Origin of the sequence: Comamonas squillarum (assembly GCF_025309455.1) — a bacterium.
Classification (GTDB): Bacteria; Pseudomonadota; Gammaproteobacteria; order Burkholderiales; family Burkholderiaceae_C; genus Comamonas; species Comamonas squillarum.
The window spans coordinates 55,624-67,394 of the sequence record NZ_CP104377.1; the positions used below are offsets into that span (position 1 = coordinate 55,624).

Below are 11,771 nucleotides of genomic sequence, written 5' to 3' on the forward strand. Positions count from 1 at the left end.
TTCGCTGGCCGCAGGCTGGCGCCTGTGCGCCCGCGGGCCTGGCTGCGCCAGGTTTGCGCGCCCAAGTTTTGAAATGCCCGACTGGAGAAATGAGTCCGATGACGATGTGGAAATATGTGGTGGCGCTGCTGGTGCCTGGTGTGATGGCCAGTGCCAGCCTGGCGCAGGTGCAGAGTGGCGCCACGGACAGCGCAGCCTCTGCCGAGGTGACAACTGCGCAGGCGACGCCTTGCGACGGCGCGGTGATGTATGCGCTGGACAACTGGTACCAGGTGCAGCGCTGCGAAAGCGCGGGCTTCTTGCTGCCCGAAGACATTGCCCAGAGCAGCGCCGATTTTCTGGCCGCGCACCAGGGCATCGAGCAGGATGTGCGCAGCCAAAGCCCGCGCGCGCAGCAAGCGCTGGCCTTTGCCGGCACCAGCCCCTGGGACTGGAATGACCCGGGCAACCGCAGCACCCTGGAAAACCTCTGCCGCGATACCTTGCAGTCGCAAAAGCGCATGGTGACGGAGCCCAGCTGGCGCGAATCGCTCAGCTGCGCGCGCTGATAGAGCGGAGCGGGCAGGGCGCTCAAACTCCAAACGTCCAGCCTTTGTGGGGCTAACCAATCTGAAGCCTTGCAGCAGCCTGTAAAGCCAGGCTGCCCAGGCCGCCAGGGCCGTGTCGCCAAAGGATCCTCTGCAGAACCCTCGCCAAGCGGGATGGGCGTGGATCGGGATGAGACGCAAGGCGTCTTTTGAAGGCAATAGCCGTAGCTATTGCCGAGGAAGGCAACGCAGCGGATCGCCCGAGACCGCGTTCAGACCACGGCAGGGAGTTTTGCAGAGGGTCCCTAGCCCAGGCGCACGTCGAAGTACGCCTCTTCCACGCCAATCCCCTGAAAGCCCGCCTGCCGCGCCTTGTCAAAGGCCTTGAGCCAGGCGCGTGCCAGCACCTCTTGCTGGGCGGAGATCTCACCGCCTTCGGCGGCATCGGTAAATGCACTCAGGGCTTCGCGCATGTCTTGTTGATCGGGGAAAAACTTGCCGATCTCTCTGGCAAAGCGCGCTTCTGCGCGGTGCTTGAGGGCGGGATCAATGCCGTGGCAATCCTGCAGGCTGATGGCGATCGGGGTAGAGACTTCCATAGATTAGGGTGACTGTTTAAATAAACAGTGTCTAGTATCCCTGCTAACTGTTTATTTGTACAGTTTTTTTATCGCGATAGTCACTGAATGTGTGTGTCGGCTGCGCTGCGCTGGCAAAGCGGGTGGGGCGGCCTTGGGCCCAGTGGCCACCCGGGTTTGCGCAGCGCGTATACAATACGGGCCCCTTGTGCCTGGGAACGCCGCATTGTTCCTGGGCCACTTTTCGTAGCCATGGGTTCCCTCGCCCCCATTGACCAAAAAGGAATGTCATGAACTCCGCTCATGCCGTGCAGACCCCTGTCTCGCGCGTGCCCTTCTATCTCTCCTTGCTGGTGGCCTTCCATATCGCCATCGTCATTGCCAGCAACTACCTGGTGCAGCTGCCCATCTCGCTGTTGGGTTTTCACAGCACCTGGGGGGCTTTCAGCTTTCCCTTTATCTTTCTGGCCACCGACCTGACCGTGCGTCTCATTGGCAAGGCTGAGGCGCGCCGCGTCATCACCCGCGCCATGCTGCCAGCGCTGCTGGTGTCCTATATCGTTGGCGTCATCTTTCATGAAGGGCGCTTCAATGGCTGGGAGGCGCTGCAGACCTTCAACAGTTTTGTCTTCCGCATTGCGCTGGCCAGCTTTGCCGCCTATGTGCTGGGGCAGTTGCTCGACATCCAGGTGTTTGACCGCATTCGCCAAAAGAGCCACGCCTGGTGGATGGCACCCGCTGCCGCCTCGGTGTTTGGCCAGGCGCTCGATACTGCTGCCTTTTTCTCCATCGCCTTCTGGCGCAGTGCCGACCCCTTCATGGCCGCCAACTGGGTGGAGATCGCACTGGTGGACTATGTGATCAAGCTGGCGGTGAGCCTGCTGCTGTTTGTGCCCGCCTATGGCGTGGTGCTGGCCGCGCTGGTGCGCTCGATGCGCATGCCGGCGGCGCCTGCTGCGGCATCCTGAGAGCCTTTGGCAGGTGCCAGCGCGCAGAAATCGCCCGATTTCACTCCAACCCGCAGGGACAGTGGCTTTGCGCTGCCCGGGAAGGGGCGCCCGGCTAGGGAGCGGTCTGCGTCGTTGCAAATCCTCGCAATAGCCGGGCTATTGCTGCGGTATTGCGCGGCTGGGCGCCCCCCTCGCATCCCATCTCGCAAAGACACTGTCGCGGCGCGAGGAGACTTTGAACAGGTTCTAAGCTACATGCCGCAATAACAAAGGCCGCCAGAATCAAATCTGGCGGCCTTATGCATGGGGCGGTGCGCTTTGGTGGCGCACGGCGCCGTACCAATCAGGTCTGGCTTTGCAGGTAGTTGGGCAGGCCCATCATATGGATCAGGCCGAGTTGCTTTTCCAGCCAGTAGGCATGGTCTTCTTCGGTGTCGCGCAGCTGGGCCAGCAGAATGTCGCGGCTAACATAGTCGCTGTGCTTCTCGCACAGTTCCATGCCCTGGCGCAGGCCGGCACGCACTTCGTATTCGGTGTCCAGGTCCTTTTGCAGCATCTCGGGCACGGTCGCGCCGGGCGTGAATTCCTTGGGGCGCATATCGGGGCGGCCGCCCAGCATCAGGATGCGGCGCAGCAGTGCGTCGGCATGCTGGGTCTCTTCCTGCATCTCATGGTCCAGGCGGGTGAACAGCTTGGTAAAGCCCTGGTCTTCGTAAATGCGCGAGTGGGCAAAGTACTGGTCGCGTGCGGCCAATTCGCCACGCAGCAGGTCCTTGAGGTAGTCGACGACGTCGGGATGGCCTTGCATGTTCTTGTTCTCGGGTGAGTTTGCGAAGCCTGCAGTATCGCGTGTCTGCGTGCGCTTGGTTGCGAAAGCAGCCAAATGCCCATGTAGCACCGCTCTGGATGCGGGCTGTAAGCAGATGCATTCGCATTGCCTATGCAGCCAGTGCGGCTCGGGTCAGGGCTGGGTCGCACCGGTTCTGGCAAGATCAACGGTTTTGAAGGGAGCGAGCGTGAACCCATCCGAAGCCTGGCAAGAGCAAGTGCACCCCATCGACCCGGCAGTGCGCGCCGACATCGAAGCCAAGCTGGCGCAGATCGAGATCGAGCACCAGGTGCGCATTCTGTTTGCCTGCGAGTCCGGCAGCCGGGGCTGGGGCTTTGCATCGCCCGACAGTGACTACGATGTGCGCTTTATCTATGCACCGCGCCTGCCCTGGTACCTGAGCGTGAGCGAGCAGCGCGATGTGATCGAGCTGCCTATCTCCGATGTCTTCGATGTCAATGGCTGGGAGCTGCGCAAGGCGCTGGGCCTGCTCAAAAAGGGCAATGCCACCTTGATCGAATGGTTTGATTCTCCCGTGGTCTACCAGGCCGATCCGCTGTTTGTGGCCGACATGCGCGCCGCCATCGAGCGCGTGCACCTACCCGAGCGCACGCACTACCACTACCTGCACATGGCGCGCAAAAACTACCGCGAGTACCTGCAGGGCGAGACGGTGCGGCTCAAGAAATACCTCTATGTGCTGCGCCCGCTGCTGGCCTGCCTGTGGCTGGCCGAGGGCCGGGGCGTGGCACCGATGCGCTTTCAGGATCTGGTCGATGGCACGGTCGCTGACCCGGCCGTGCTTGACGCGATTGCGGCGCTGCTGGTGGTCAAGCGCGCGGCCAAGGAGTCCGAGCATGGTGCCGCGATGCCGGTGCTCAATGCCTTTATCGAGACGACCTTGGCGCAGCTGGAAGCCGCCCCCGCGCCGCAGACACCGAGCGTGGACTTTGCGCCGCTCGATGATTTGCTGCTGCGCACCGTGCTGAGCGGCCACACGGGTTGATCAGGCGCCTGGGTCAGGGGCTTGCACGGCCTGCACGGCGGATTGCAGGCTGAGCAGCAGCTTGTGCACCAGCGGGTTGTCTGGCTGGCTGCGCCAGACCGCCAGCAGCTCGGACTGCGGCTGCTCGCCCAAGAGCGGGATGAACACCACATCGGGCATGCCCACGCGCTGCAGCGCGGCGGGCACAATGGCCGCGCCCTGGCCCAGCGACACGAGCGACAGCACCGACAGCCAGTGCCGCACCTCATGCCGCACCTCGGGCGCAAAGCCATGGGCCATGCACATCTGGTAGATGCGCTGGTGGTAGAGCGGCGAGACAGCGCTGGAGAACAGCACCAGGCGCTCGTGCTTGAGCTGCGCCAGATCGAGCGCGGCATGGCCCGCCAGCGCATGCGGGCGCGGCAGGCAGGCCACAAAGGGCTCTTGCATCAGCAGCTGGCTGCGCAGGCCTTCGGGCAGCATCACCGAATGCACCAGGCCCATGTCCAGCTCGGCCTGCTGCAGGCCCAGCAGCTGCTCGGCGCTGTTGAGCTCGCGCATGTCGATGCGCACCTGCGGATGCGCGTTCTGAAAATGGGCCAAAGCCTGGGGCACGCCCCGGTAGAGCGCCGAGCCGACAAAGCCCAGGCGCAGATGGCCGCGCACGCCCTGGCCGACATCGCGCGTCTCCTGCGCCGCCTGCCCGGCCAGCGCCAACAGTTGGCGCGCGCGTGGCAGCAGGTGGGCGCCGGCAGCGGTCAGGCGCACGCCCTTGCTGCTGCGCTCAAACAGCGCGGCGCCAATTTCTTCTTCCAGCTGGCGGATGGCAACCGACAGCGGCGGCTGCGAGATGGACAGGCGCTGGGCTGCACGGCTGAAGTGCAGCTCTTCGGCCAGCGTTGCAAAGTAGTTCAGCAGCCGCAGCTCCATGGAGGCTCCTATCTATATTTAATACGTATCGATAAAGATTTTAATAATATTTGACGCGAATAGCACTGGCTGCTGAAATGGCGCAAAACCTCGCGACCCGAGCGCGAACCCGCGCACAAAACACGCCTAACCATGCGGGCCGGCAGAGCATCGCCGCCAGCCCGCCATCAGGAGACCCGCATGTCCGCACCGGACCCATCCCAGCGCAGCGCCATGGCGCAAGTGGCACAGGCCCATGAGCACCCCGTGCCCGATCGCCACGGCAGCAATTTCTACAGCACCGACCCGGCTTTGCAGCAGCTTTTGCAGCTCTACCTTCCCGCCGACCTGCTGGCCCATCTGCAGCCCTATCTGCAGCGCATGGGTGAGCTCGCAGGCGGCCGCATCGATGAGCTCGCCAGCATTGCCGACAAGAACCCGCCCACCCTGGAGCACCGCAGCCGCGCCGGTGAAGACCGCCAGCGCATCATCAAGCACCCGGCCTATGAAGAGCTCGAACGCATTGCCTATGGCGAGTTCGGCTTGCAGGCGATTTCGCACCGCGACGACATGCTGGGCTGGCAGGGCAAGATGCCGCCCATCGTCAAATATGCGCTGACCTATCTGTTTGTGCAGTCCGAGTTTGGCCTGTGCTGCCCCTTGTCGATGACCGATTCGCTCACGCGCACCTTGAAGAAGTTCGGCGCGCCGGAGCTGGTCGCCAAGTACCTGCCGCAGCTGCTGTCGCTGGACTGGGACAGCCAGGCCCAGGGCGCCATGTTCATGACCGAGCAGGCCGCCGGCTCCGACATCTCCAACACCCAGACCCTGGCCCAACCGCAGGCCGATGGCAGCTGGCGCGTGACGGGTGACAAATGGTTCTGCTCCAACCCTGATGCCGAGTTTGCGATGGTGCTGGCCCGTGTCGAAGGCGCGCCCGCTGGCATTAAGGGCATCTCGCTCTTTTTGCTGCCGCGCAAGCTCGATGACGGCAGCCAGAACCACTACCGCATCATTCGCCTCAAGGACAAGCTGGGCACCAAGTCGATGGCCAGCGGCGAGATCCGCATGGAAGGCGCCACGGCCTACCTGATCGGCGAGCAGGGCCGGGGCTTTGTGCAGATGGCCGACATGGTCAACAACTCGCGCCTGTCCAATGGTGTGCGCTCGGCCGGCATGATGCGCCGCGCGGTCGCCGAGGCCGAGTTTGTCGCCAGCGAGCGCGTGGCCTTTGGCAAGCGCCTGCAGGACATGCCGCTGATGCAGCGCCAGCTCGACAAGCTGCGCGTGCCCGCCGAGCAGGCGCGCTCCATGGTGTTCCAGACCGCGCAGACCCTGATGCGCTCGGACGCGGGCGACAAGGAGGCCTATGCGCTGCTGCGCATCCTGACGCCGATGATCAAGTTCCGCGCCTGCCGCGATGCGCGCAAGGTCACAGGTGACGCGATGGAAGTGCGCGGCGGCTGCGGCTACATCGAGGAATGGACGGACCCGCGCCTGGTGCGCGATGCCCACCTGGGCTCCATCTGGGAAGGCACCAGCAATATTGTCGCGCTTGATGTCGTGCGCGCCATCCAGCGGGAAGGCTCGCTGCCGGTGCTGCAGGCCTATCTGCACGGCCTGCTGGCGCATTGCAGCATCAGCGCAGGCTACCGCCAGACGCTGGATGCCGCTCTGGCCCGCGCCAGCGCGCTGGCCGAGCGTGCCGCGCAAGACGGCGGCGCGGTGCTGGCCCGCCAGGCTGCCACCGGTCTGTACAACTGCACCACCGCCATTGCGATGGCCTGGGAAGCCGGCCAGATCGACTCGGCCGAGCGCCTGCGTCTGTCGCAACTGGTGCTGCTGCACCGCGTGTTGCCGCGCGACCCGTTGGCGAGCGACGCCATTCCCGCTGATTGGCTGGACTGAATAACAGATACGCAGACCGGCAGAGACACCCCCATCAATACGCAGGCAGCAGACCTGCATCCCTCAATACATGGAGACAAACATGCAAAAATTTTCCTTGAACACGGCGGCGCTCGCCCTCGCATGCCTGGCCGGGCTGGGTGGCGTGGGCATCGCCTCGGCGCAAGCCGCTGACAAATTCCCCGACCGTCCGATCATGTTCACCGTACCCTTCCCACCGGGCGGCCCCACCGATGCGATGGCCCGCATTCTGGCGACCGAGCTGACGCGCGAGCTGGGCCAGAGCGTAGTGGTGGAGAACCGCGCGGGCGCAGGCGGCAATATCGGCGCCGAGTATGTGGCGCGCGCCAAGCCCGATGGCTACACCATCATGTTCGGCACCTCGGGGCCGCTGGCGATCAACAAGAGCTTGTACAAGTCGATCAGCTACGACCCGCGCACCAGCTACGCGCCCATCATCTATGTGGGCTACCTGCCCAATATCCTGGTGGTGAAGGCCAGCCTGCCAGCCGACAACGTGCAGGGCCTGATCGCGCTGGACAAGGCCCAGCCCGGCAAGCTCAATTTCGCGTCATCGGGCAATGGCGCTTCGTCGCACCTGGCCGGGGTCATGTTCAACAACCTGGCGGGCACCAAGCTGCAGCACATTCCCTACAAGGGCACGGGCCCGGCGCTCAATGATTTGCTGGCGGGACAGGTCGACATGAGCTTTACCGATATCCTCACGGCCATGCCCTATATCAAGGCAGGCAAGGTCAAACCGCTGGGCGTAGCCACCGCGCGCCGCTCCAGCGCCTTGCCCGACATTCCCACCGTGGCCGAGCAGGGCATGGCCGGGTATGACGTGGGTGTTTTCTTCGGTGTCGTCGCCCCCAAGGGCACGCCGCCCGAGCGTGTGCAGGTGCTCAACCAGGCCTTCTCCAAGGCGCTGGATTCGGACAGTGTGAAAAAGGCCTTTGCCGCGCAGGGCCTGGAGGCATCACCGGACCGGTCGCCCGCCTATCTGGGGCGCTTTATCGGTACTGAAGTAGACAAATGGCAGGCAGTGGTGCAGCAGTCGGGTGTGACGCTGGACTGATCCAACGGAAAACGGAAAAACGGACCATGACAACAACACAGGCGGCCCAAGCAGGCGCTTTGCAGGGCATCAAGGTGCTCGATCTCTCGCGCATTCTGGGCGGGCCGCTGTGCGGCCAGATCCTGGGCGACCATGGCGCCGATGTGCTCAAGGTCGAGCCGCCGCAAGGCGACGATACGCGCAGCTGGGGCCCGCCGTTCCGCGAAGGCGTGGCCTCGTACTACCTGGGTCTGAACCGCAACAAGCGCGTGCAGTTCATGGACTTGGCGAGTGCCGAAGGCCAGGCCCAGGTGCGCGCTTTGATGGCGCAGGCCGATGTGGTGGTCGAGAACTTCAAGACCGGCACGATGGAGAAATGGGGCATTGGCTACGAGCAGATGCAGCAGCAGTTTCCGCACCTGGTCTGGTGCCGCGTCACCGGCTTTGGCGCCGATGGCCCGCTGGGCAGCCTGCCCGGTTATGACGCGGCCATCCAGGCCATGGCCGGGCTGATGAGCATCAACGGCGAGGCCGACCGCGACCCGCTGCGTGTGGGCCTGCCGGTGGTCGACATGGTCACCGGCCTCAATGCCGTCATTGGCGTGCTGCTGGCGCTGCATGAGCGCGGCCGCAGCGGCCTGGGCCAGCTGGTCGATGCCTCGCTGTACGACGCGGGCATCTCGCTCTTGCACCCGCATGCCGCCAATTGGTTCATGAACGGCAAGATCCCCGGCCGCTCCGGCAATGCCCACCCCAATATCTACCCCTACGATGTGGTGAACACCGGCAAGGCGCCTATTTTCCTGGCCGTGGGCAATGACCGCCAGTTCCGCCTGATGTGCCAGCACCTGGGGCAGGAGGCCCTGGCCGATGACACGCGCTTTGCCACCGCCGGCCAACGCTCAATAAACCGTGATGTGCTCAAGCCGCTGCTTGAAAAAGCCTTTGCCGCGCACGACGGCGTGCAACTGGCCCAAGACCTGATGGCCATTGGCGTGCCCGCCGCGCCGGTGCTGAATGTGGAGCAGGCCTTGCAAGCGCCGCACACCGCGCACCGCGAGATGGTTGTGAAGATGGGCGACTACACCGGCCTGGGCGCCCCGGTCAAACTCAGCCGCACGCCCGCGTCCTACCGCTTTGCGCCGCTGAGCGAAGGCACGGCGTTTTTGGATGCGGCCAACGACCACTGAGCCGCACCATTCACCCGCGAAGGCCCATGTCTGCGCATTGCAGCATGGGCCTTTTTTCTGAGCCAGGGACTGTGCTCAGTCCAGCAGGCGAATGCCCGTGCGCTGCACAAACTCCGCGTAGCTGAGGGGCTTGCCCGCCTTGGTCGATGGCTGGTTGTCCTGCAGATGCACCCAGCGCTGGCCGGTCGCTGGGTCGTAGACCATCTTGAACACGGCATCGGGCACCCAGACCTGGCCGTCACCGATGGTGCGGTGCTGCCTGCCAAAAACCGGGCCGGTGATGACAAAGACATCGCCCTTGGCGCGGCGGATGTAGCGGCGCGTGTCCTGCTCGATCTGCGACCAGGGCTTGCCGTTCTGGGTCGGGTCCTGTGGCACCATATTCGCCAGCGAATAGCTTTGGGCCTTGCCGTACTTGGTGCTCATGTCACCGGCCGCAGCCATATGGCCACGGCTGAGGCCCGAGCGCCGGTAGTCCGACAGCTGGGCGCGTTCGCGCGCGGGCAGACGGGCTTCTTCGTAGAACTTGTCGCTGCGCTTCAAGTCCTTGGCCTGGTCCAGCATGCGGGCGTTCAGGCGCTGGGCCACAAAGATCGGCGTCTTGGTCTGGCCCGAATGCAGCACGGCAAACTCTTCAAAACACAAAGGACGCAATTGGCCGTAGGCACTGGTGCTGGGCGGCTTGCCCGAGAAGAACTGCGGGCAGTCATCAAAGCCTGCAGCCAGGGCAGGGGCGGCAGCGCACAGCAGCGCTGGCGCCAGGTAAACAGAGAGGCGGGAAAACATAAGCGCGCAAGTGTTGCACAAGATGGGCCCGCCGGGGACAAAGGCCGGGCAGGCCGTCGGCTATGCGGGCCGTGGATGGCGCTCGCTGCAATGCCTAGTGGGCCGCTTCCTGCAGAAAGGTCCATAGCTGCAGCGCCTGGGGCGGCAGCTGGGCGGGGTCGCGGCAGGCCAGCACCAGCTGGCGTGCGGCCCAGTCGGCGCTCAGCGGCCGCAGGCGCAGCCGGGCCTGGGGCCAGCGCAGGGTGGCGCATTCGGCAGCGGTGCGCGGCACCAGCGCAGCGCCCAGGCCCATCGCGACCCAGTCGCACAGGGCTTCGAGGTGCGGGGCCAGCGCGCGGTAGCGCAGCGCCACGCCCGCCTGCAGTGCCTGCGCGGCCATCAGCTGGTGCAGCGCATGCTGGGGCAGCAGGCCCAGGAGCGCAATGTCCTTGAGGTGGTGCAGTTGCACATCCTGGGGCAGGGCGGCCAAGAGGCGCGTCGTGCCCAGCAGCACCAGCGGGTCATCGCGCCAGACCTGGGTGTGCAGGCTGCCCGCAGGTACGGCGTTGGAGAGCACGCCCATATCCGCCTCACCGGCCATCAGCGCGCGCGCAATCGCATCGCTGGTGCATTCGCGCAGCTCCAGGCGCAGCTGCGGGTTGGCTTGCATAAACGCGCCCAGCGGCGCAATCAGGTGCTCGCTGATCGCTGAGGTGTTGGCCAGCAGCTCAATGCGCGTGCCCAGGCCCTGGCCAAAGGCCTGCATGTCGCCGGCGAGCTGCTCCATCTGCAGCAGCATGCGGCGGGCATGGGGCAGCAGCACGGCCCCCGCCTCGGTCGCTGTGACCCCGCGCTTGCTGCGGTGGAGCAAGGGCGCGCCCAGCACCGCTTCCATGCCGCGAATGCGCTCGCTGGCCGATGCCAGGGTGATATGGCAGCGCTCTGCCCCCTGGGTGATGGTGCCGGACTCCAGCGTATGGACAAAAAGGCGCAGGTCTTGCAGGTCAAAGCGCATGGCGGGCGGGAAGCGGTGTCGTGGGGGGATGCGCCATGGTAGCGGTCTGCCGCGATTCTGGCTATGGATTTTCCATAGTGATCATTCGGAAGGCATCACCGTTGAAGGGATGGAACCGCATTCCTATGGAAAAGAAGAATGCTTTGGCCTCTGTATGCGTCGAATGGCAGGAGAGCGCGCAGTGCATGCAGCTGGCGACCCTGAACCCTCTTGCGCTGGGGTATGCTACGGCGCATGGCTACTTCGTCTTCTGAAAGCAGTGTTGCCGGCACGGCAGCGTTTTCCAAGTTCATGCGCGTGCTGCAGCTGGTGGCAGATGGCAGCGAGCCGCTGGGCATTGCCGAGATGGCCAAGGCAACAGGTTTTCCGCGCCCGACGGTGCACCGCATTGTGGCGGCGCTGCAGGCCGAGCGCATGTTGGTGGAAGTGGGGAGCACGCGCTGCTGGACCCTGGGCCCGCGCCTGGTACAACTGGCCAGCCGCAGCTGGAGCCGCTCGGGCCTGCGCATGGCAGCGACCCAGGCGTTGCGTGATCTGCGCGATGCCACGCAGGAGACCATCCATTTCGCCGTGCCCTCGGGCCACAGCATGGTCTATATCGAAAAGCTCGAGAGCGACAGCGCCGTGCAGATGTCATCGCGCATTGGCACCAGCGTGAACCTGTACTCCACCGCCGTGGGCAAGGCCTACCTGGCCGCGCTGCCTCCCGGCGATGCCAGTGCGCTGATGGCAGAGCTGAGCTATGCGCCGCTGACGGCGCAGACGGTGGGCGATGCGCAGGCGCTGCAGCAGCAGGTGGACGCAGTGCGCCAACGCGGCTGGTCCACCGATGCGCAAGAAAATGAAGAGGGCATTTACTGCTTTGGCGCTGCGGTGCTGGGGCCGGACGGCAGCCCCGTGGCCGCCATCAGCGTCAGCACCTTGCTGTTCCGCCAGCGCGAAGATGTGCAGGCCGCCTATATCCAGCCGCTGCTGCGCACCTGCCGTGCGATTGCCCAGCAGCTGGCGCAAAACCCCAATCTGGTGCATGGCTGATAGTTTGTGCGCAGGCTGGCGCA

General features: G+C 64.7%; 12 protein-coding genes. 7 read left to right on the forward strand and 5 right to left on the reverse strand.

The features are described 5' to 3' along the window. Window positions 1–98 precede the first annotated feature (98 nt). Window positions 99–548, forward strand: coding sequence for a hypothetical protein (locus N4T19_RS00270; protein ID WP_116924956.1), 450 nt, complete (start codon window positions 99–101; stop codon window positions 546–548). Window positions 549–832: 284 nt separating this feature from the next. Here N4T19_RS00270 and N4T19_RS00275 read toward each other — a convergent pair whose 3' ends face one another. Further along, window positions 833–1,126: a hypothetical protein gene (locus tag N4T19_RS00275; RefSeq protein ID WP_116924957.1), complete on the reverse strand. Its 294-nt coding sequence runs from the start codon at window positions 1,124–1,126 to the stop codon at window positions 833–835. Between the two features lie 269 nt (window positions 1,127–1,395). Between N4T19_RS00275 and N4T19_RS00280 the strand changes: the two genes are divergently transcribed. Beyond that, window positions 1,396–2,073, forward strand: a complete 678-nt coding sequence (locus N4T19_RS00280) for a 7-cyano-7-deazaguanine/7-aminomethyl-7-deazaguanine transporter (RefSeq protein ID WP_116924958.1) — start codon at window positions 1,396–1,398, stop codon at window positions 2,071–2,073. Between the two features lie 325 nt (window positions 2,074–2,398). On the opposite strand, the gene bfr is transcribed toward N4T19_RS00280, so the two are convergent. After that, entirely contained in the window at window positions 2,399–2,863 is a 465-nt protein-coding gene (gene bfr / locus N4T19_RS00285) for a bacterioferritin (RefSeq protein WP_116925234.1), read from the reverse strand. Window positions 2,864–3,071: 208 nt separating this feature from the next. Between bfr and N4T19_RS00290 the strand changes: the two genes are divergently transcribed. Beyond that, on the forward strand, window positions 3,072–3,890 hold the full coding sequence (locus tag N4T19_RS00290; protein ID WP_232539567.1) for a nucleotidyltransferase domain-containing protein: 819 nt from the start codon (window positions 3,072–3,074) through the stop codon (window positions 3,888–3,890). Here N4T19_RS00290 and N4T19_RS00295 read toward each other — a convergent pair whose 3' ends face one another. After that, window positions 3,891–4,799, reverse strand: a complete 909-nt coding sequence (locus tag N4T19_RS00295) for a LysR family transcriptional regulator (protein WP_116924960.1) — start codon at window positions 4,797–4,799, stop codon at window positions 3,891–3,893. It lies immediately after the preceding gene. A 180-nt stretch (window positions 4,800–4,979) separates the two neighbouring features. Between N4T19_RS00295 and N4T19_RS00300 the strand changes: the two genes are divergently transcribed. The 3 genes from N4T19_RS00300 (at window position 4,980) to N4T19_RS00310 (ending at window position 8,933) form a co-directional block, all read left to right on the forward strand. Further along, window positions 4,980–6,686, forward strand: a complete 1,707-nt coding sequence (locus N4T19_RS00300) for an acyl-CoA dehydrogenase family protein (protein WP_260719154.1) — start codon at window positions 4,980–4,982, stop codon at window positions 6,684–6,686. A gap of 82 nt (window positions 6,687–6,768) precedes the next feature. Further along, a complete protein-coding gene (locus tag N4T19_RS00305) occupies window positions 6,769–7,764 on the forward strand; it encodes a Bug family tripartite tricarboxylate transporter substrate binding protein (protein ID WP_116924962.1) in 996 nt (331 codons plus the stop codon). Window positions 7,765–7,790: 26 nt separating this feature from the next. After that, window positions 7,791–8,933, forward strand: a complete 1,143-nt coding sequence (locus tag N4T19_RS00310) for a CaiB/BaiF CoA transferase family protein (protein WP_116924963.1) — start codon at window positions 7,791–7,793, stop codon at window positions 8,931–8,933. A gap of 75 nt (window positions 8,934–9,008) precedes the next feature. Here the strand turns inward: N4T19_RS00310 and N4T19_RS00315 are convergent, their stop codons facing one another. After that, window positions 9,009–9,719: a DNA/RNA non-specific endonuclease gene (locus N4T19_RS00315; protein WP_313900078.1), complete on the reverse strand. Its 711-nt coding sequence runs from the start codon at window positions 9,717–9,719 to the stop codon at window positions 9,009–9,011. 94 nt (window positions 9,720–9,813) lie between these two features. Then, window positions 9,814–10,713 carry a LysR family transcriptional regulator gene (locus N4T19_RS00320; protein WP_260719155.1) on the reverse strand — a complete coding sequence of 300 codons (900 nt, stop codon included), beginning with the start codon at window positions 10,711–10,713 and terminating at the stop codon, window positions 9,814–9,816. Window positions 10,714–10,947: 234 nt separating this feature from the next. Between N4T19_RS00320 and N4T19_RS00325 the strand changes: the two genes are divergently transcribed. Further along, entirely contained in the window at window positions 10,948–11,748 is an 801-nt protein-coding gene (locus N4T19_RS00325) for an IclR family transcriptional regulator (protein ID WP_021027677.1), read from the forward strand. The last annotated feature ends 23 nt before the right edge of the window (window positions 11,749–11,771 follow it).

Bases quoted from the DNA above. Each gene is read 5' to 3' on its own strand.
- N4T19_RS00270 (WP_116924956.1), top strand. From the start codon at position 99: ATGACGATGTGGAAATATGTGGTGGCGCTGCTGGTGCCTGGTGTGATG.
- N4T19_RS00275 (WP_116924957.1), bottom strand. From the start codon at position 1,126: ATGGAAGTCTCTACCCCGATCGCCATCAGCCTGCAGGATTGCCACGGC.
- N4T19_RS00280 (WP_116924958.1), top strand. From the start codon at position 1,396: ATGAACTCCGCTCATGCCGTGCAGACCCCTGTCTCGCGCGTGCCCTTC.
- bfr (WP_116925234.1), bottom strand. From the start codon at position 2,863: ATGCAAGGCCATCCCGACGTCGTCGACTACCTCAAGGACCTGCTGCGT.
- N4T19_RS00295 (WP_116924960.1), bottom strand. From the start codon at position 4,799: ATGGAGCTGCGGCTGCTGAACTACTTTGCAACGCTGGCCGAAGAGCTG.
- N4T19_RS00300 (WP_260719154.1), top strand. From the start codon at position 4,980: ATGTCCGCACCGGACCCATCCCAGCGCAGCGCCATGGCGCAAGTGGCA.
- N4T19_RS00305 (WP_116924962.1), top strand. From the start codon at position 6,769: ATGCAAAAATTTTCCTTGAACACGGCGGCGCTCGCCCTCGCATGCCTG.
- N4T19_RS00310 (WP_116924963.1), top strand. From the start codon at position 7,791: ATGACAACAACACAGGCGGCCCAAGCAGGCGCTTTGCAGGGCATCAAG.
- N4T19_RS00315 (WP_313900078.1), bottom strand. From the start codon at position 9,719: ATGTTTTCCCGCCTCTCTGTTTACCTGGCGCCAGCGCTGCTGTGCGCT.
- N4T19_RS00320 (WP_260719155.1), bottom strand. From the start codon at position 10,713: ATGCGCTTTGACCTGCAAGACCTGCGCCTTTTTGTCCATACGCTGGAG.
- N4T19_RS00325 (WP_021027677.1), top strand. From the start codon at position 10,948: ATGGCTACTTCGTCTTCTGAAAGCAGTGTTGCCGGCACGGCAGCGTTT.